The organism is Tellurirhabdus rosea (assembly GCF_026278345.1).
In the GTDB taxonomy this organism is placed as follows: Bacteria; Bacteroidota; Bacteroidia; order Cytophagales; family Spirosomataceae; genus Tellurirhabdus; species Tellurirhabdus rosea.
This window is the reverse complement of record NZ_CP111085.1, coordinates 1239875-1258101: the sequence shown is the minus strand read 5'-3', so window position 1 is coordinate 1258101 and position 18227 is coordinate 1239875. Positions and strand designations below refer to the sequence as shown.

General features: G+C 54.0%; 18 protein-coding genes. 11 read left to right on the top strand and 7 right to left on the bottom strand.

Translation table 11 applies throughout. The annotated features are described in order from the left end of the window. Nucleotides 1-32 precede the first annotated feature (32 nt). Nucleotides 33-593 carry a MarC family protein gene (locus ORG26_RS05240; protein WP_266367476.1) on the top strand — a complete coding sequence of 187 codons (561 nt, stop codon included), beginning with the start codon at nt 33-35 and terminating at the stop codon, nt 591-593. A 95-nt stretch (nt 594-688) separates the two neighbouring features. Further along, nucleotides 689-1150 (top strand): nucleoside triphosphate pyrophosphohydrolase family protein, encoded by a 462-nt coding sequence (locus ORG26_RS05235; protein WP_266369322.1) that lies wholly within the window; start codon nt 689-691, stop codon nt 1148-1150. Between the two features lie 132 nt (nt 1151-1282). On the opposite strand, the gene ORG26_RS05230 is transcribed toward ORG26_RS05235, so the two are convergent. The 5 genes from ORG26_RS05230 to ORG26_RS05210 form a co-directional block, all read right to left on the bottom strand. Further along, on the bottom strand, nt 1283-2653 hold the full coding sequence (locus tag ORG26_RS05230; RefSeq protein WP_266367475.1) for a sensor histidine kinase: 1371 nt from the start codon (nt 2651-2653) through the stop codon (nt 1283-1285). Between the two features lie 6 nt (nt 2654-2659). Next, nucleotides 2660-3337, bottom strand: a complete 678-nt coding sequence (locus ORG26_RS05225) for a response regulator transcription factor (RefSeq protein WP_266367474.1) — start codon at nt 3335-3337, stop codon at nt 2660-2662. 367 nt (nt 3338-3704) lie between these two features. Then, the gene (locus ORG26_RS05220; protein WP_266367473.1) at nt 3705-3839 is read right to left on the bottom strand and encodes a hypothetical protein; all 135 of its coding nucleotides are present in this window, start codon (nt 3837-3839) and stop codon (nt 3705-3707) included. Between the two features lie 834 nt (nt 3840-4673). Continuing rightward, the gene (locus ORG26_RS05215; protein WP_266367472.1) at nt 4674-5009 is read right to left on the bottom strand and encodes a YtxH domain-containing protein; all 336 of its coding nucleotides are present in this window, start codon (nt 5007-5009) and stop codon (nt 4674-4676) included. Nucleotides 5010-5105: 96 nt separating this feature from the next. Further along, nucleotides 5106-5324, bottom strand: a complete 219-nt coding sequence (locus ORG26_RS05210; protein ID WP_266367471.1) for a YtxH domain-containing protein — start codon at nt 5322-5324, stop codon at nt 5106-5108. A 382-nt stretch (nt 5325-5706) separates the two neighbouring features. Between ORG26_RS05210 and ORG26_RS05205 the strand changes: the two genes are divergently transcribed. The 3 genes from ORG26_RS05205 (at nt 5707) to ORG26_RS05195 (ending at nt 9262) form a co-directional block, all read left to right on the top strand. Then, a complete protein-coding gene (locus ORG26_RS05205; RefSeq protein ID WP_266367470.1) occupies nt 5707-6762 on the top strand; it encodes an endonuclease/exonuclease/phosphatase family protein in 1056 nt (351 codons plus the stop codon). A gap of 535 nt (nt 6763-7297) precedes the next feature. Further along, the gene (locus ORG26_RS05200; protein ID WP_266367469.1) at nt 7298-7720 is read left to right on the top strand and encodes a response regulator; all 423 of its coding nucleotides are present in this window, start codon (nt 7298-7300) and stop codon (nt 7718-7720) included. Nucleotides 7721-7807: 87 nt separating this feature from the next. Continuing rightward, nucleotides 7808-9262 carry a sigma-54-dependent transcriptional regulator gene (locus ORG26_RS05195; protein ID WP_266367468.1) on the top strand — a complete coding sequence of 485 codons (1455 nt, stop codon included), beginning with the start codon at nt 7808-7810 and terminating at the stop codon, nt 9260-9262. 86 nt (nt 9263-9348) lie between these two features. Here the strand turns inward: ORG26_RS05195 and ORG26_RS05190 are convergent, their stop codons facing one another. Beyond that, nucleotides 9349-9975 (bottom strand): porin family protein, encoded by a 627-nt coding sequence (locus ORG26_RS05190; RefSeq protein ID WP_266367467.1) that lies wholly within the window; start codon nt 9973-9975, stop codon nt 9349-9351. A gap of 399 nt (nt 9976-10374) precedes the next feature. Here ORG26_RS05190 and ORG26_RS05185 point away from each other — a divergent pair, with 399 nt between their 5' ends. The 6 genes from ORG26_RS05185 (at nt 10375) to ORG26_RS05160 (ending at nt 14658) form a co-directional block, all read left to right on the top strand. Next, entirely contained in the window at nt 10375-10824 is a 450-nt protein-coding gene (locus ORG26_RS05185) for a response regulator (RefSeq protein ID WP_266367466.1), read from the top strand. 1 nt (nt 10825) lies between these two features. Continuing rightward, nucleotides 10826-12274, top strand: coding sequence for a hybrid sensor histidine kinase/response regulator (locus tag ORG26_RS05180; RefSeq protein ID WP_266367465.1), 1449 nt, complete (start codon nt 10826-10828; stop codon nt 12272-12274). A gap of 330 nt (nt 12275-12604) precedes the next feature. After that, nucleotides 12605-12787: a DUF2188 domain-containing protein gene (locus tag ORG26_RS05175; protein ID WP_266367464.1), complete on the top strand. Its 183-nt coding sequence runs from the start codon at nt 12605-12607 to the stop codon at nt 12785-12787. 29 nt (nt 12788-12816) lie between these two features. Next, a complete protein-coding gene (locus tag ORG26_RS05170) occupies nt 12817-13221 on the top strand; it encodes a four-helix bundle copper-binding protein (protein ID WP_266367463.1) in 405 nt (134 codons plus the stop codon). A gap of 102 nt (nt 13222-13323) precedes the next feature. Continuing rightward, complete coding sequence (locus ORG26_RS05165; protein WP_266367462.1) at nt 13324-13827, top strand: pyridoxamine 5'-phosphate oxidase family protein; 504 nt, start codon at nt 13324-13326, stop codon at nt 13825-13827. 105 nt (nt 13828-13932) lie between these two features. Beyond that, nucleotides 13933-14658, top strand: a complete 726-nt coding sequence (locus ORG26_RS05160) for a DUF3891 family protein (protein ID WP_266367461.1) — start codon at nt 13933-13935, stop codon at nt 14656-14658. A 2-nt stretch (nt 14659-14660) separates the two neighbouring features. Here the strand turns inward: ORG26_RS05160 and ORG26_RS05155 are convergent, their stop codons facing one another. Continuing rightward, entirely contained in the window at nt 14661-18119 is a 3459-nt protein-coding gene (locus ORG26_RS05155; protein ID WP_266367460.1) for a VCBS repeat-containing protein, read from the bottom strand. Nucleotides 18120-18227: the final 108 nt, after the last annotated feature.

The window sequence follows — 18227 nt, the reverse complement described above, 5'->3', positions numbered from 1 at the left end:
CGAGAGCCCTACCGTGGGACGGCCACTGCCGTATGTTTAATCTGAAAGAAATTCTGTCCGTTGCCCTGATTCTGTTTTCCGTGATCGACGTCGTCGGCTCTCTGCCCATTATCATCGACCTGCGCCGGAAGACGGGGAAAATCGAGTCCGAAAAGGCAACTCTGGTGTCGGGACTGCTGATGGTCCTGTTCCTGTACGCCGGGGAGTCGCTGCTGAAGCTGTTCGGCGTCGATGTGTCGTCGTTTGCCGTGGCTGGGGCCCTGATTATCTTTCTGCTGGGCCTCGAAATGATTCTGGGGCGGAACATCTTTAAGGAGGAGGTGCATACGGGCTCGGCCTCCATCGTGCCGATTGCCTTCCCGCTGATTGCCGGGGCGGGTACGATGACGACCATTATTTCGCTAAAAGCCGAATACGCCACGCCGAACATCCTGAGCGGAATTCTGCTGAATCTGATTCTGATTTACGTCGTTCTGAAATCTTCGGCCTGGATCGAAACCCGGCTGGGACCGGGCGGGACGAGCATTCTGCGCAAGATTTTCGGCATTATCCTGCTGGCGATTTCGATCAAACTGTTTAAAAGCAATTTCTGACCGCAGATTTTACGGATTGGCCGGATGAGCCCTGATGCTTCGCTCGGGGAAACGCATCCAGTTAAATCTAATAATCTGTGTAATCCATGTCAAAGATGACTACCCCCGATTCATTGAATGCCGTTGCGGAATTCCACCGCACGTTTCATCACCCGGTTCTGGAAACGCCGCAGATTCCGGCCGAAAACCGCTGCCAATTGCGGGTGGCGCTGCTGGCCGAAGAGCTGAAAGAGCTGGAAGTGGCCATTCTGGAAAAAGACATCGTGGCCGTGGCCGATGCGTTATGCGATTTGCAGTACGTCCTGAGCGGGGCGGTGCTGGAGTTTGGACTCGGCGACCGGTTCAAAGCCCTCTTCGACGAAGTTCAGCGCTCGAACTTGAGCAAAGCCTGCCGGACGGTGGAGGAAGCCGAGGCAACCGTGCAGCACTACCAGGCCAAAGGCACGGAATGCCACTACGTGGAATCGGACGGCAAGTTCCTGGTGTACCGCACCGCCGACAACAAAACGCTGAAAAACATCAACTACTCCCCCGCCGACCTGGAAGGGATGTTGTAGGGGGAGGAGTTTAGGGTTTAAAGTTTAGGGTTTAGAGCGGTCCGCCGCTGCGGTTGCTCCGCCGTTATGGCTGCTTCACTGAGCTATGACGCCTGAACTGGCAGAGCAACCCTAAACTCTAAACCATCCCCCCTAAACCACCGGCAGGTAGAGGACGAATTCGGTGCCTTCGCCGAGGCGGGTGTTGACTTCGATTCGGCCCTGGTGGAGTTTTACGATGCGCTTGGTCAGGGCCAGCCCGATTCCCAGGCCGCTGGTGCCGTCTTCTTCCGAGCGGCGGGTGCGGTAAAACGGCTCAAAGATATGGGCCAGTTCGTCCTCCGGAATCCCCGGTCCGTTGTCGACAAACCGCAGTTTGATTTCTGAATTGGCGTCGACGTAGACCGTCATCCGGTTGTTATCCGAGTGGCGGCAGCCGTTTTCCATCAGATTGACAAAAGCCGTCCGGAGCAGCGGTTCCACGGCGGGCAGGGTAAGCTCATTGTCGTCCTCCGGAATCGTTTCGTACTGGATGTCGATCTGACAATGCGGACTGTTTTTGGCCAGCGTTTCCTGCGCCTGAAACAGCAGTTCATCCACCCGGGCGGGCGTGAAGGTCAGCGTGGAAGCGTCGGCGCTGGCGTAGGCCAGTTCGAGCAGCCCGTTGACCAGTTGCTTCATGCTCCGGGCTTCGTTGAGCAGGTCTTTGAGCAACTCCCGGTATTCGTCCGGCGACCGCTCCTGCATGAGCGACACCTCGATATGGCCGATCATGGCCGTGATCGGCGTCCGCAGTTCGTGGGAGGCGTAGGAAACAAAGTTCTTCTGGGCGGTAAAGCCTTCTTCCAGCCGCGCCAGCATGTCGTTGAACGTAATGGACAGGTTGGTCAGCTCGTCGCGCTGCCGACCGATGCGCAGCCGGGCGTTGATGTTGGTCGCCGAAATGGTTTTTACCTGCCGGATGATGCCGGACACCGGTTTGAGCGCGTCGCCCGCAAACAGGTAGCCCGCCAGCAGGACAAGGCCCAGGCTGACCAGCCAGCCGCTGATGATGATCTGCCGCAGCCGCGACAGCTTCGAGTAGCCGTAGCGGTCCACCGCCGAAACCGCCAGCACGAACGTATTGCCCGCCGGGTCGCGGTAGGGGGTAGCCAGCAGTTCGGCTTCATCGTGGGGCAGCCACAGTTCCCGCCCGCGCCGGACCTCAGCCTGCTGGGCGGCGGTAAGAACAGGCTGGATGGTACCCCAGGTGACCAGCTGCCGCCCCTGCGGGGTGTACAACGTGACGGACGACTGATAAAGCCCCCCAATGTCCAGATCGTTGAGCTGTTGCCGGAGTGCTTCGGAGCCGGTCGGAGAATCGCCGAATACCCGCCTGATCGCCTCGGCTCGCTCGGAAAGACGCTGGCGGAACTCGGTTCCCCTGTACTGGCTGAACGTCAGGTAGATCACTACCGAGAACAGCAGCAGGATCGACGCCACCATCAGGGCAAACACCAGCGTCAGACGGGTACGAATATTCATAAAAGGTTATTCTTCCTTGAGCATGTACCCCATGCCGATCACCGTATGGATCAGCTTCGGGGTAAACTCTTTGTCAATTTTCTTGCGCAGAAAATTGACATACACATCAATGACATTCGTACCCGTATCAAAATGAATATCCCAGACCTTTTCGGCAATGTCGATCCGCGACACCACGCGGCCGCGGTTCCGCATCAGGTATTCCAGCAGCCCAAACTCCTTGGCGGTCAGATCGATTCGCTTACCGCCGCGCCGGGCAATCTTTTCGTTCAGATCCAGTTCCAGGTCGGCTACTTTCAGGAGATTAGCCTGCGGTCCGGCTTCGGCGCTCCGCTTGCTCAGGGCCCGGATGCGGGCCAGCAGTTCCCGGAATTCAAACGGCTTGACAAGGTAGTCGTCGGCCCCGGCTTCAAAGCCGGTCAGTTTATCGTCGACCGAACCCATCGCCGTCAGCATGAGAATCGGAGTTTTAACCTGCTCGGACCGTAACGCCTGGGCCACGTCAAACCCGTTCATCTTCGGGAGATTAACGTCCATGACAATGACGTCGTAGGTGTTGCTCAGCGCCATCGTGCGGCCAATCTGACCGTCGTAAGCAACATCCACTTCGCAGGATTGCTCCTCCAGACCTTTCTTTACAAAAGAAGCCAGTTTCGGCTCATCTTCGACAACCAGTACTTTCATGGTGTGTAACTAAAAATTCATAGCATAGCGGGTATGCTGATATCTATACCAAAATAAAAGGCTATTTGTTATGCCCGGTGGAGGCGGCGTGATTTACCTTGTCCTGACGCGTCAGGGTGTAAATAACCAGACAAAAAATGTAACCATATAGAGTTTAGCAGTAAAGTAGAAAAAGAACCTGCTATATGCAAAAGGTTCTTCAGCTTCTTGGTACCGGAGAGAAATTTTATGGCAAAAAAAAAGAGCCCGAAGGCTCTCCACTATTTATCGTTTGTACGGCGTATTGTCAAGTTCAAGTTGGCAATTTCTACGGTCTGTACGAAAAGACTCTTCAACGGGTTACGGCAACTGACTGGTTAAGTATTTATTACGGTAGGTACGGAATCCCTGCGATATTCTTAACAGGAATGGGCTGCAGAGCGTAATCCGGACTCCCGTTTTGTTGCCACAGCCCCTGTAACCAGTTCAGAAGGTCGGTAGCCAGATTTTCAAGTTGCTGCATAAGGTGCGTCGTTTTAACAATACAAAGATGGGAAGCCTGTATTAAAACGGAATAAATAGTCCGTTAAAAGGTAATTAACAAAAAAGCTACCCGAAATGCTTTCTTCAGGTAGCTTTTTTCATCCTATCCACACCATTACAAAGCTGGCAGAGCCAAACTTTGTCGTTCAACCTTCCCCTAGTTTCCGAACCGGGCGGCCCGGAAACACAATGGTAACTTTGAAGTGATACAAAAGTAATAGGGCCGTATTAAAGCCTAATTAAAGGCAAGTTAAAAAGGCATGAAATTGTCGGACAGCGGATTATTGACCCTTTTAAACAGAAAAAAAGCTATCCGAGATTCCCGAATAGCTTTCCGACTATATCCACACCATTTAAAAACAGCCGTTAGGTACGACTGCTTTTTTCTTTATCACCAAGGTGATTTAAATATCTTTTTCCGTTTGCTTTAATGATGATGCAAAAGAACGGCAGAATCCCCGTTTTTCGACATATGAACCATTAAAAAGCGGTTAAAGTTACATGTATTGATTTGTTCTTGCAAAAATCTACGGACAAAATAAAGGAAATACTTAGGTAAGCAGCCTTTAGCCGCAGCTGTAGGCGACCACAAGCAGAAGAAGTCCGGCCAGCAGGCGGGTCAAAGTGCCCGGTTCAAAAGGAGGGCGGCGGAAAGAGGCCATGAGTAGTTTTAGTTAATTACGGCCCTGTAAAGTTGAAAGTCTATAGTTAAAGGCGAATTAAGTTTTCGTTAAAAGAGAGTTAATCATAAAAAAAGCCATCCCGTCGGGGATGGCTTTACTTTTCATGTCGTTGAGTAAATCAGAAATGAATCTTATTCAGCCTGCAGCGACTGACGTGAAGATTCGACACCTTCGTGAGCTTTCTCGGCCAGATTATCAACTTTATCGTTGTACTGGCTCTTATTTTTCTGGTCCTCAGCTTTGTTCTGGATTTTATCCACCTGCTGGTTGATCTGCGATTTAACCTGGTCAACCTGGGCTTTTACCTGTTCGACGCCCTTCTGCCACTGACCCTGCAGGTCTTTCGAGCGGCGATCGGCTTCGTTCTTCAGGTAATCACGGGTGTCGCGACCACTACGGGGTGCTGTCAGCATACCGGCGGCTACGCCTGTCAAAAATCCGAGCAGAAAATCTCTTGTGCTTCTCATGGTGTTAGATAATTAATGGGTTACCAATGCAAAGGTAACGCTTGATAGTGAATACTTTACCCTTCTGAAAGGCCGTACGATAACGACTCTGCCGGCTTAACGATTCGAAGACACGGCGGCGTCTCTGGTTTCCTCGTACTGCTGACGAATTTTGTCAAAACCAGAGGAGATCGTATCCTGCAACTCTCTCAGAAAGCGGTCGCTGTCGCTGGAAAACTTCCGGCGGGTTGCCTGCCCGCTACGGGGAGCGAGCAGAACGCCCAGGGCAGCTCCTGCCAGCAACGCAACCACAAGGCCACTGAAACTAGATTTCATAAAGCTGTTAATTGAATGAACAAATAACTGCCCACGGCAGCGATACCCATATAAAGAAAATATTATACCAGCCGGTTACGTAATCGAAAATAGCTTGTAACGTTTTGATTTACAATAAATTATTGATGTTTAGTAAAGAGACCAGAAGCAATTGTCAAAACGCAGACGGGGAGATATTTCTACAAGCTTATAGCAAACATGCACCAATCCCGACGTATAGGGGGATGACAGTGCCGTCGGGAAACTGACGGAACGGCCCGGGTACTTTTGCCTATACAGTGGTTTTATAAATAGACTTTCCAAAATCGTTGTATAATGCGACCCGGAGACGGCTGGTCAGGCCGTTTTTTACTCCGCCGGAGTTCCACAATGTATCTGCACAATGAATTATTCTGATTGGTTTTTTCTGGTATCGGGCGTACTACTGGTCATCGCTTCCTTTATAAACCTGAGCCGTAACGAAGCCTGGTGGGTTCGCATCTGGGACTTTCCGCATCTTCAGCTGGCGCTGCTGGCTCTGCTCTGGCTGCTGGGCTGGCTTGTCATGGACGGCAACGGCCCCGTCGTCGAATGGATTCTGCCGGCGCTGATGATTGCAGCCCTGCTTTACCAGTCCTGGCTGGTTTTTCCCTACACCCAGCTGCACCGGGTTCAGGTCATGCGCTACCGGGGCGAGTCGCCCGGGCGCACCATCAAACTGATGATCGCCAACATCTACATGGACAATCGCCACTACCGCTCAGTCTTGCAGCATGTCCAGAGACACCAGCCCGACCTGCTCCTGATCGTGGAGGCCGACGATGAATGGTGCCAGGCGCTTACTCCCCTGGAGGCGCAGTACCCGCACCGGGTGCTCAAACCGCTGCCCAACACCTACGGCATGCTGCTGTACTCGCGGCTCCGGCTGCACCAGCCTCAGGTCCGTTTTCTGGTTGAAGACGACATTCCCTCCGTCCGGACTTTTGTGGAATTGCCGTCCGGAGAGAAGATACTTTTTTACGGGGTTCACCCCCAGCCGCCCAGCCCAACGGAAAACGACCGGTCTACCGAACGCGATGCCGAACTGCTGATGGTGGGCAAGGAAGCCCGGAGTCACGAAGGGCCGGTCATTGTGGCCGGTGATCTGAATGATGTGGCCTGGTCGCATACAACCCGCCTGTTCCAGCGCGTGAGCGGGCTGCTCGATCCGCGGGTCGGGCGGGGACTTTTCAGTACGTTCCACGCCAAATATTTCTTTCTGCGCTGGCCACTGGACCACGTCTTCGCTTCGGTGCATTTCAAGGTGAAGGCCATTCAGCGGCTGCCGTCCGGCGGCTCTGACCATTTTCCGATTTTTATCACGCTGGTGTACGACCCCGCCGCGCCGTTGCAGCATGACGAACCGCAACCGGAAGAAGGGGACCGCGAGGAGGCGAGGGAGAAAATCCAGAAGGTATAACATGAAAAATCCCTGCATTCAATTTGATGCAGGGATTCCGTACCCACCGTAACTTGTACTTAACCTAAAATGAAACCACCTAAACCTAAACGTACCACTCTTGTTTATTTGGCTGTATCCTGACCGAATTGCAAGACAACAGCATGATGTGTCGTATAGTCGAAAAGCTAAGATTGTTCTGCGCTTTCGTAAGATTTATTTGAGAAAACTGTGCCAAATTATGAAAGAGATACTTTCAAGGAAGGAATGATGTTTCTAACGTAAAAAATAGGCTTTTTATCATTTAACGCCCGCTTTAAACCGTTCTGTCGGTGTGGAATTCCTTCCACAGTTGTAGAAAAACTGTAGAAAAAACACAACTTATTTATCTCAATAGTTTCATGTATTCATTCAAGAGCTTGAATATAAATTGAATGTTACGACCGTTTAAAGACCATAATCCGTTGTTCATCGCATAAAGTAAAGCGTCTATCCATTTCAGGCACATTATTTATAGTATATACAAAAGCCAGTAGAAAGTGAACGGTTTATGTACATGAGACAAACGAGGAGTTGGCAAGGCGGAGCCCACTATGAAGGTCTGGGAGTTAATATGGAGAACGGCAAACATGTTCTGATAATTGATGACGAAACAGACATCTGTCTGTTGTTGTCAGGGCTTTTAAAACGGATGGGTTATCAGACTACATGCGCCCATTTTTTGGAAGAAGGACGCCGTCGTTTAAGCCAGCAGGCTTTCGATGCTGTCTTTCTTGACCTGAGTCTTCCCGACGGCGTCGGGTTCGATTTACTATCTTACATCCGTCATAACGGCAATCCAACGAAAGTTGTCATGATCAGCGCCTTTGACGGAAATGCGGAGCGGAAAAAAGCCACTCAGGAAGGAGCCGATTACTTTATCGGAAAACCTTTTAACCGAAAGACAATTGAGCAGGCACTTGAGAATATTCAGTTGTAGAAAGTGTAGTTTACTTTCTATAGTGAATTAGTTATCTTTGTTTACGGTGCTTGACACACGCTGGCATTGTTGGCTTACCCCTTTCCCATGGAAAAAATCCTGATAGTTGACGATAATAATGACATTTGTCTGCTGCTGGAGCGTTTCTTGACCAAACAGGGTTATAAAACCGCTTCGGTACAGCGGGGAGAGGATGCGCTTACGCAACTGCGAAAGGAGTCCTACGATCTTGTTATCTGCGATTTTAAACTGCCGGATATCGACGGACTCGAAATCCTGCGGCGTATCAAAGTACTTGACCCCACCATTGCCGTAATCATCATTACCGGCTATTCGGACGTCCGAACGGCCGTGCTTACCGTTAAACACGGTGCCTTTGATTACGTGACCAAACCTTTGTATCCCGACGAAATTCTGTTTACGATCAAAGGTGCCCTCGAACGGCGGGCCCAGGCCCTCGCAGCTCCGGCCCCCAAGCCGGAAAGCGAACCGGCCACCGCCGCCAAACCGGCCCGGGTCCGGCAGATCGTCTCCAGCGGCGGCAAACGGTTTATCTTCGGAAAAAGCCGGGCGGCCGAAATGCTGCAGAAACACATTGACCTCATTGCCCCGACCAACATGTCGGTCATCATCACCGGCGAGACCGGAACGGGCAAAGAATTTGTCGCCAACGCCATCCACCAGAAAAGCCGCCGCGCAGACAAGCCGTTTGTGGCCATCGACTGCGGCGCCCTGTCGAAGGAACTGGCCGGAAGCGAACTCTTCGGACACATCAAAGGCTCCTTCACCGGCGCGTTGTCGGACAAGGTCGGCAGCTTCGAATACGCCAACGGCGGAACGCTCTTCCTCGACGAAATCGGTAACCTTTCCTACGAAAACCAGATCAAACTCCTTCGGGTACTGCAAGAGCGGAAAATCCGCCGCATTGGCAGCAACCAGGACATTTCGGTAGATGTACGCATCATTGCGGCGACCAACGAAGACCTTCGCGACGCCGTCCGGCAGGGCCGTTTTCGGGAAGATATCTATCACCGCCTGGATGAATTCCGGCTGGAACTGGTGCCCCTGCGCGAGCGGAAGGCCGACATTCTCATCTTCGCGGAACATTTTCTGGAAGGAGCAAACGAGCAGCTGGAAAAGGAGGTTCACGGCTTTTCCGACGAAGTGAAGGAAAAGCTGAAAGAGTACTTCTGGCACGGTAACCTGCGCGAATTGCAGAACGTCATCAAGCGGGCCGTGCTGCTGGCCCAGTCGGATATGATTACGCTGGACTGCCTGCCGATCGACATCCGGGAACCGACCTATTTTACAGAAGACCTGGTGACCACCTCGGCCCCGGCCACGTCGATGATGGCTCCCTCCGGAACCGCGGTAGCCAATCCGAACAGCAACCTCAAATCCGTTTCGGAGAACGCCGAGCGGGCGGCCATCATCAAAGTGCTCGAAAAGACCGGCTACAACAAAACAAAAGCGGCCGAAGTGCTGAACATCGACCGCAAAACCCTGTACAACAAGCTGAAAGCTTACGATATACATTTGTAGAATGACTGAATGATTGATTGACTGAATGACTGAGGTCCTGCAAAGCTTAATCAGTCATTCAGTCAATCAATCATTCAGTCATTTTGTTAAAAGGCAAACCCTACAGACACCATGCCGGTTGCGTTTTTGGCGTTGCCGAGCAGCAGATTAGCGCCGCCGCTATCTGCCACTTTGTTCAGGCCCTGGCCGTAGCGCAGACCCACCAGCAGAGGACCGAAGTAGAGGTTGAAACCACCGGCTACCCCGTAATCCAATCGGTTAAAGTTGTCGGTATTGAGAGACCCAACCGCAGTGCCCAGATCGCCTTCCGTTTTCAGGGACGAATTAAGCAGATAACCAGCGTACGGTCCAATTTGCAGGTCAGCGGTGTTACCAAGCTTGAAGGTCGCCAGGACAGGAAGTTCAAGATAATTCAGGTTGAAATTCGTGCGGCCGGTAGCACCAAACGCGTTGTAGGCAGCCGAAGCGCCTTTGCTTGTATACAGCAGTTCGGGTTGGATAGCAAAGGTTTCTCCGAGCGGGACCTGCGTAAAAACGCCGACGTGAAAACCATATCGTTCTTTGCGGTCACTGCCGTTTTCGATGTTCAGCGTGCTGGCGTTAAAGCCGCCTTTGATACCCGAACGGGCACGAGTCTGGGCCGCAGCATCCTGAGTGATCAGACCAGTCAGGAGGGCCGTTGCTGCCAGGACATGTCCAAGCATTTTTTTCATAGGTATGGTTGATTGGTTTGACACCCGAATACGTTTCAAATCTGTGCCAGAATTTAAAAGAAGCGGAGCGGAGCGTCGTCAACCGGCAATAAGCTGCGGTTTACTAAGGGGTTAGGCCACCGGGGCGAACGGTCTGAAGGAGGAGGGCTGCACGGGAAAATTATATTTTTGTGTATCCGTTTCCCCAAAAGCGGGTAAAAACAATCATATTACAAAGCCGCCTGCACAAATGACGTATAAGGGTATTTTGGTAAATTTATTAAACACACTTTGCCCGAAAATGGTAGTATAGGATGGGTAATTTTCGTGAGGGCCGGACTCTCTCTGTTGTAGCTTCCCGAGTTTGAACCAGTTTGATGATTATTGAATGAATTGTCTGTAACACTGAACAAGAATATAATGGATGTTAAACAACATAAGACCAGCATCCTGATCGCTGATGACGACGCTGATGACCGTATGCTGCTGGAACAGGCTTTTCAGAAGGCCAAGCTTACGTCAAAGCTGTACTTTGTGGAAGACGGAGAAGAACTGCTCGATTTTCTATACCAACGCCCGCCCTACGAAAATTCTATGCGGCCAAGTCTGATTATTCTGGATTTGAACATGCCCCGGAAAAACGGGGTACAGGCCCTGCGCGAGATCAAGGAAAACGACCAGCTGCGGCAGATACCGGTGGTGGTGCTGACCACTTCGACGGCCGAAGAAGATATTCTGAGGACATACGACCTGGGGGTTAGTTCGTATATCTCTAAGCCGTTTGACTTCAAAAGTTTGCTAGAAATTACTCAAACCATTAAAAAATACTGGATTGACACCGTTTCCTTACCTGACGACTCAAACCGATAGAGTGTCTGACAAACCAATCCGGGTCCTGCTGGTAGAGGACGATGAAGACGACTATGTGCTGACGAAAACCCTGGTCTCTACCCGCGATAATGCCAACATCAAACTGGATTGGGTGACCGAGTTTGACGACGCCCTTCAGCATGCCTGTCAACGTGATTATGATGTGTTCTTGGTCGATTACCGGTTGGGCGAACGCACCGGGATTGAACTGATTCAGGAAGCTTTCAAAACCGGTTGCCAGGCCCCCATGATCCTGCTGACCGGGCAGGATGATATAGAGGTCGATTATTCGGCTTTGAAACTCGGTGCCGCCGATTACCTGGTGAAAGGCCGCATCGACGCCCAGCTGCTGGGCCGGAGCATCCGCTACGCCGTTCGGCAGGCCGAAATTACCGCCGAGCTGGCCGAGAAGGAGAACAAATACCGCTCGCTGTTCGAACGGTCCATCGACGCCATTTTCGTAACGGACCGGAACATGGTCATTCGGGAGGCTAATCCTTCGCTCGAGAAACTGACCGGGTACTCGCAGGACGAACTCTGCGGGAAAATGCCGCTGGTGCTTTTCGATAAGCCGGAGCAGTACGAAGTGCTGCACCAGCGACTCGCCGAGAACGGGCAGATCAAAGATTATGAAGTAGTGCTGATGAGCCGGGACGGGCGGAAGTTCGACTGCCTCCTGTCCGTGGTGGCCGTGGCCCAGAAGGGCGGCGACCTGAACTGGTTTCAGGGCATCGTGCGGGACATTACGGAACAGAAAAAAGCCCAGCGCGACCTGCTGGTGGCCGAAAAGCTTTCCATGACGGGCAAGATCGCCCGCAGCATCGCCCACGAGGTCCGCAACCCGCTCACCAACGTCAACATGGCGCTGGAGCAGCTCCGGGAGGACGTCCCGACCGACGACCCGGTGGCGGGCCTTTACATGGACATCATCCGCCGGAACGCCGAACGCATCGGGCAGCTGATCACCGAAATGCTGAATTCGTCGAAGCCCCGCGAACTGGATCTGCGCGCCAACAGCTTCAACGAGGCCGTCCGCGAAACGCTGCACCTGATCGACGACCGGCTCCGGCTGAAAGGCATGACACTGGTGACCGAGTTTATGCCCGACCCCTGCCTGATTCCGCTCGACAAGGAGCAGTTCAAAACGGCGCTGATCAATATTCTGGTCAATGCCGTGGAGGCGATGGATGAGGAAAAAGGGGTGCTGACCGTGAAGACCCTGGAAGCCGGCGACGACAACGTTATGGTCTGCGTCGAGGACAACGGATCGGGCCTGACCGAAGAAGTCCGGCAGCGGCTGTTTGACCCGTTCTTCACCCGCAAACAGGGCGGCATGGGCCTCGGCCTGACCACCACGCAAAACATCATCAACGGCCACCGCGGGTCTATCGAGGTAGAAAGCCAGCAGGGCGTAGGCACCACGTTTCGTCTTATTTTTCCGAAAGGCTGAGGGCCGCCAACCAAGACTACGAAGATACAATCCTGATAAATGCGGAATAGCTCCGGACTTTGTCCGGGGCTATTTTTATGTCCGGCAACTGTGTATAATTTTACACACTGTGGCGGCCGTTTCCACACTCAAACCACAATTATTTCCGGTAAAAATCACATATGTGAGAAAGCGGAAGGTCGTTCAAAAGGCTTAAAATCAGCGTTTTTGCTATTTTTTTTCTTCCCGCAAAAATCGCTCTTCGGGCTGGCATAATTATGTCAATGATAGTTGTCAGAGATTTAACGATCGAGGCATATGATGTGGAGCAATTCTCACTTCCCGGCAGCGATGCGATCCCTGACACCGAGTGTCCGGGAGAAAGCGATCGAAATAGCGAATTCGCTGCTGGAGCAGGGTGGACTTGATAAACAGGATGTTATCACCACCAGCATCAGCGAAGCCCGCCAGTGGGCGCGGCGCCGTTTTGACGACCTCGACGGTATGAATCATGCCCGTCAGGCGTTTTCGTAACCCTGGCTGTTAACCCAAACCATATTATCATGATCTGGAAGAAAAACATTTACGACACGCTGGTTGGATGCGCGACGGTGTGCGATGAATACGCAACGGAGTGTTCACGTCGGAGCGACATTGAAGATATGTACCGGTGCATTTTCCTGAGCCTCGACTGTGCCGACATTTGCCGTCAGATGGCGATGCTCTACGTCCGTGGCTCGGAAAACACCCGCCTGCTGGCCAAAACCTGCATTGAAATCTGCGAAAAATGCGCCCAGGAGTGCGAAAGCCTGGCCAGCGAACGCGGTTGCCAGATTGCAGGAACCTGCCGCCAGTGCATCCGCACCTGTCTGAATATTCTGGACATGACGACGAAGCCCGAAAGCGACACGGCTTTCTCCCGCTCCCTCTTCGAGGCGCTGGGCCGTCAGGAGATGATCTACAACTAAAATAATATTCATAAACAGTAGCTGGTCGGTAGGCGTTAGTTGAAGAGAGTGCCGGAGAATATCCGGACTCTGTCAACTCACGACTACCGACTTTTCTTTTTTATGGAAAACTCAACACAGCGTAACGCCGGCATGGAAAAGGTGAAAGACCTGATCGAGTCCATCCGGATTGGCATGTTTACCACCCAGGACGAGCAGAACCGGCTGGTGAGCCGTCCGATGGCCATCATGCAGATCGACGACAACGGAAGCCTCTGGTTTCTGACCAAAAAACAAACGCCCAAAACGGACCAGATCGAGAAGGATTACCACGTCAACGTAGCCTTCGCTCATCCCGACAAAGCTTCCTACGTCTCGGTTACGGGGACGGCCCAGGAGGTGTACGACCGTTCCAAAATTGACGAAATCTGGTCGCCCATGGCCAAACCCTGGTTTCCGCAAGGCAAGGAAGACCCCGAACTGATGGCAATCCGGGTCGATACGGACACGGCCGAGTACTGGGATTCAACGTCCAGCCGCATGGTCCGCCTCTTCGAAATGGCCCGCGCCGCCGTGACGGGAGATACGTACAAGGAGGGGGAGAACAAACTGGTGCAAAATAAATGATTGAATTTTGAATGATTGATAGGTTGATTATGCTCCGCTTAATGTGGTTACTCATGCGGAGCCTATCAACCTATCAATCATTCAAAATTCAATCATTCAACATTTATGATCGTTCGCTCCACCGAAAAAGGCTGGGAAGTCATTCACCAGCAGGCGCATGGATTGCTGGCTTTGCAGGCGGCTATGCGCTGGCATCCGGACAGGCGGCCCGTTCGCTGGCCCGAAACGCTGGTAGCGCTCTCGGAACACGATGATGGCCAGGATGAGTGGGAGGGAAGCAACCACCTGACCGAAGCGGGCGCCCCCAAGGACTTTCAGATTCTGAATTACTCCGTCAGTCAGGCCAAGAAGATGGTGTCCATTGCGCTGGAAAAAAGCCGGTGGAACGCCCTGATGGTGTCGATGCACGCCTCCTTTCTCTACGAGCCGCTCCGCCGCGAAAACCGCGAACTGGATGCGTTTCTCAATCAGCAGCAGAAAAACCAGCAGGACTGGATAAAAGTCCTTAAAACCACCCGCAAAGAGGTGCAGTACGGGTACGACTTTCTGCAATGGTGCGACGCGCTCTCGCTGATTCTGGTGCAAAATCAACTGCCGCCCGAAAGCCGCCGCCTGGAAATCAGCATCGGCCCCGATGGCGTTTCCTACTATATTTTGCAGCGCCCCGACCAGACCCTGGCCGTAGAGCCCTGGCCCTTCGACTGCGACGAGTTTGAGGCCCGGGTCGAAGTTTACCAGCTTTCCCAGCTTAGTTTCAAAGACGACCCAGATCTATACAACGCCCTGCTGGAAGCTCCCATCGAGGAACGCTGCTGGATTTTCCGGAAATAACTTCAGTTTCTCCACTGCCGCGAAGAACCCGAGAGGTAGCCTGAACCGTGATAAAACTCGACCCGTTCCGTTTTGCCGTCGGCATGGCGGATGGTCGTACCCGTTTCGGCGGGCTTCAGCGGGCGCAGGGGTCTGGTGTCCTTTTTCCGGCTGCGAATCACCTGAACCGGGCCGTTCGTGTTGCTCACCAGCCAGACGGGTCCGCTGACCGTTTCGACCCGCGCCAGTGCTTTCGCGTCCTGCGCCGTCCAAACGCCTGACCGGGCGGCGTCCAGCGGTTTGAAACGCCCGCGGCCGTCGCCCAGCAGCAGACAGCCCCGGCCCGCGTCGTACCAGCCGGTATAGGTTTCGGTGGCGTAGGAATTGCCCGTCAGCAGGGCGTCGGTAAAGCCGTCGCCGTTGAAATCGGCCGTTTGCATGCCGTACGCAGGACTGATCTGCGCTTCCATCGGCAGCGGAACCAGCCGAAAGCCGTCCCGCCCCCGGTTTTCGACATAGCAGCTTCTTAGTTCCGTTGCTTCCAGTTTCGTCATCTCCATATTCCGGCCTTCCACCACCTGCCGCACCGACCCTTTTGCAAATGCCCCGTACGAATTATACAGCGATTTGATCGACGGCATCTGGTCCGAAACGACATCCCGGATGGCTGCAAAATGCTCTCCGCCTTCCAGATAATACGTCAGAAACGGATCAATGCGCCCGTTTTTGTCGAAATCGGCGGCATACAACCGGAGCGGCTGTTCGGCGCTGGCCTTGTACCGCGAGTTTAAACCGAGATTGCCCGCCAGATAATCGATGTCTCCATCCCGGTCAAAATCGGCCCCGGTAAGCGAGTTCCACCAGCCGGAGGAATGTTGAATGTTGAAGATTGAATTTTGGGGAAATTGTCCTTTTTTGTTGAGTAAAAAAGTTAACGGCATCCATTCCCCGGCCAACAGCAGGTCGTGCCAGCCATCGTTGTCGTAGTCCGTCCAGAGGGCGGCACAGACCAAGCCAATGTACCGGAGCCCCGGCGCGAGCTCGTCCGTAACGTCGGTAAAGCGTGGACCCGCGCCGGGGCGGCTGTCGTTGCGCAGCAGATAGCTTTCGGGAAAGGTCGGGTACTGGCCTGGCCTGACCCGCCCGCCGCGAAACAGGTCCAGGTCGCCGTCGTGGTCGAAGTCCGCCGCCACCACACAGCCGCCGCTGGAAGCTGTAACCGGCAGCGATTCGGTCGAACGCGTCAGCTGGCCCCGCCCGTCGTTGAGGTAAAGGCGGTCCTGATAAGCGCCTTCTTCGTTCTCGTACAGACTGCCGCCGCTGACGACGTACAAATCCTGATCGCCGTCGCGGTCGGCGTCGAAAAACAGCGCGCCCATGTCTTCCAGCGCGTTTTCGCCCAGCGTCTGCCGGGTAAAATGCCCGTTGGGCTGCTGCAGGTAAAGCGACCGGAGCCGGTCAGGGTCAGCGCCGATAAAGACATCGTCCCGCCCGTCGCCGTTGGCATCGCCCACGGCCAGACCGGGGCTGTTTCTGGAAAATTGGTGAGGCAGGAGGGGCGTCCGCAGAAAATCGTTGAACTCCGTTTCCTCGTGCCGGTAGTCCAGGCCGATTTGGGTGCCGGTGCTCGTGGTCAGCAACGGGGCGGGCAATTGGGGCGCGGGCGTGAAAAACTGGCGGGGATCGTACACGACGCTGACCAGCCGCCCGACCGGAAGGCTGGAAATCCGCTGGTGCTTCCCGTCCGGCCAGCGAACTTCCGCCGACACCACGCGGGCCGTTCCGGGACTCAGATGCAGCACAGGGTCCACCGACGAAAGGTAGCCGCGTACCGGAAACGCTTCCTGCACGAGCGTCTGCCCGTTGTCGAGCCGGAGCGTCACTTTGGCCCCCAGCGCGTCGCGGTTGGGAGCCGGAGCGGAGAGCTTCAGCCGGATAGAAGCGGGCTTCTTGGGCTGCCCGGGGGCGATGGCGTTGTTGCGGTAAAGGCCAGCTTCGTCGTCGATGTTGTTGATGACCAGATCCAGATCGCCGTCGTTGTCGAGGTCGGCATAAGCGGCCCCGTTGGAAAACGTCGGTTTCTCCAGCCCCCAGTCGGCCGATTTATTTTCAAAAGTAAGATCGCCGCGGTTGCGGAAAAGATAGTTGGGAATCCGGGTTTCGGGCAGTTCGTAAAGCTTTTTCAGGCTTTCCTGCCGGAAGGCGGCCGACGACAGGCCCGTGGTGGCGATGCCGTCGTTCAGATAAACGACATAATCCAGATTGGTGATGTCGCGGCGGTACCCGTTCGTCACCAGCAGGTCGCGCCGCCCGTCCAGGTCAAAATCAGCCAGCAGCGGCGCCCAGCTCCAGTCGGTGCGGAAAACGCCTGCCATCTGTCCAATCTCCTGATAGGTGCCGTTGCCGGAATTGAGTTGCAGCGTGTTGCGGACGTATTCGTCCTGATAGCCCAGCTGCCGCGCCAGCCGGAAATAGTCCCAGCTGGTTTTGATAAGCATCATCTTCTGCCGCTGGTTGTTCTCCGGAAGCATGTCGGCCACCACAATGTCGGACAGGCCATCGTTGTTAATGTCCTGCACGTCCACGCCCATCGAGTTGAAAGACGTATGGTTGAACAGGGTCGCGGCCCGCTCCGTAAAGCGGCCGTTACCCTCGTTGATCCAGGCCAGATCATTGGAAACAAAGTCGTTGGCGCAGTAAACATCGGGCCGCCCGTCGTCGTTAAGGTCGCTGACGCACAGGCCCAGCCCGTACCCTTCGGTGGTGACGCCCGCTTCGGCCGAAACGTCCCGGAAGCGCGGGTTCTGCGGATTGACGCCTTCATTGCGGAACAGCCGGTCGGTGGAGGGACCTTCGCCGCGGGTGCGTTTGGGCCGGACGACATTGCGGCCCGTCCGCTCCAGCGCGCTTTCGAGCACGTAGCAGTCGAGGTCGCCATCCTGGTCGTAATCAAAAAAAGCGGCCTGGCTGCTGAAGCGCGCATCGGCCAGCCCGTATTCGGCCGCCATTTCGCGGAATCGGGGGACGGAATCGCCGGCGAGGCCCTGGTTAATGAACAGCAGGTTGGTCATGCGGGTGGTGTCCGGACCGGCGGCGCAGACGTAAAGATCCTGCCAGCCATCTTGATTGACATCGGCCACCGAGACGCCCGTACACCAGCGGCGGGTGCCTACTCCAGCCGCTTCGGTAACGTCCGTAAAGCGAAAATCGCCGCGGTTCAGGTAGAGTCGGCTCGATACCAGATTCCCGGCGAAATAAAGATCCGGTCGGCCGTCGCGGTTGAAGTCGGCCACGGCGACACCGGCCCCGTTGTAGAGCGGATCATAATTCAGCGCGTTCAGGGTGTCGCTTTCAAAACGGGCGATCTCATTGTTGAACGTAACTCCGGTTTCGGTCGAGGGAAGCAGCGTAAAGAGCCGGTCGCTGCTGGTGGAGCGGCAGGACCCGAGCAGCAGCAACAGGCACAAAAATGTTCGTATCATTTACTTATCCAAAGGGATAAATGGTGCGTTTTGTCCCTTTTCTTCAGAAGAAATATTGAGTAATTTGGAGATAAATTTTAGTAATTCCCAGATACTAAGCCATTAACT

What these genes read in the sequence shown, in the direction of transcription:
- ORG26_RS05160 (WP_266367461.1), top strand. Translation starts at nt 13,933, where the DNA reads ATGATCGTTCGCTCCACCGAAAAAGGCTGGGAAGTCATTCACCAGCAG.
- ORG26_RS05175 (WP_266367464.1), top strand. Translation starts at nt 12,605, where the DNA reads ATGCGATCCCTGACACCGAGTGTCCGGGAGAAAGCGATCGAAATAGCG.
- ORG26_RS05230 (WP_266367475.1), bottom strand. Translation starts at nt 2,653, where the DNA reads ATGAATATTCGTACCCGTCTGACGCTGGTGTTTGCCCTGATGGTGGCG.
- ORG26_RS05165 (WP_266367462.1), top strand. Translation starts at nt 13,324, where the DNA reads ATGGAAAACTCAACACAGCGTAACGCCGGCATGGAAAAGGTGAAAGAC.
- ORG26_RS05195 (WP_266367468.1), top strand. Translation starts at nt 7,808, where the DNA reads ATGGAAAAAATCCTGATAGTTGACGATAATAATGACATTTGTCTGCTG.
- ORG26_RS05205 (WP_266367470.1), top strand. Translation starts at nt 5,707, where the DNA reads ATGAATTATTCTGATTGGTTTTTTCTGGTATCGGGCGTACTACTGGTC.
- ORG26_RS05240 (WP_266367476.1), top strand. Translation starts at nt 33, where the DNA reads ATGTTTAATCTGAAAGAAATTCTGTCCGTTGCCCTGATTCTGTTTTCC.
- ORG26_RS05215 (WP_266367472.1), bottom strand. Translation starts at nt 5,009, where the DNA reads ATGAGAAGCACAAGAGATTTTCTGCTCGGATTTTTGACAGGCGTAGCC.
- ORG26_RS05225 (WP_266367474.1), bottom strand. Translation starts at nt 3,337, where the DNA reads ATGAAAGTACTGGTTGTCGAAGATGAGCCGAAACTGGCTTCTTTTGTA.
- ORG26_RS05190 (WP_266367467.1), bottom strand. Translation starts at nt 9,975, where the DNA reads ATGAAAAAAATGCTTGGACATGTCCTGGCAGCAACGGCCCTCCTGACT.
- ORG26_RS05220 (WP_266367473.1), bottom strand. Translation starts at nt 3,839, where the DNA reads ATGCAGCAACTTGAAAATCTGGCTACCGACCTTCTGAACTGGTTACAG.
- ORG26_RS05210 (WP_266367471.1), bottom strand. Translation starts at nt 5,324, where the DNA reads ATGAAATCTAGTTTCAGTGGCCTTGTGGTTGCGTTGCTGGCAGGAGCT.
- ORG26_RS05155 (WP_266367460.1), bottom strand. Translation starts at nt 18,119, where the DNA reads ATGATACGAACATTTTTGTGCCTGTTGCTGCTGCTCGGGTCCTGCCGC.
- ORG26_RS05200 (WP_266367469.1), top strand. Translation starts at nt 7,298, where the DNA reads ATGAGACAAACGAGGAGTTGGCAAGGCGGAGCCCACTATGAAGGTCTG.
- ORG26_RS05185 (WP_266367466.1), top strand. Translation starts at nt 10,375, where the DNA reads ATGGATGTTAAACAACATAAGACCAGCATCCTGATCGCTGATGACGAC.
- ORG26_RS05235 (WP_266369322.1), top strand. Translation starts at nt 689, where the DNA reads ATGACTACCCCCGATTCATTGAATGCCGTTGCGGAATTCCACCGCACG.
- ORG26_RS05170 (WP_266367463.1), top strand. Translation starts at nt 12,817, where the DNA reads ATGATCTGGAAGAAAAACATTTACGACACGCTGGTTGGATGCGCGACG.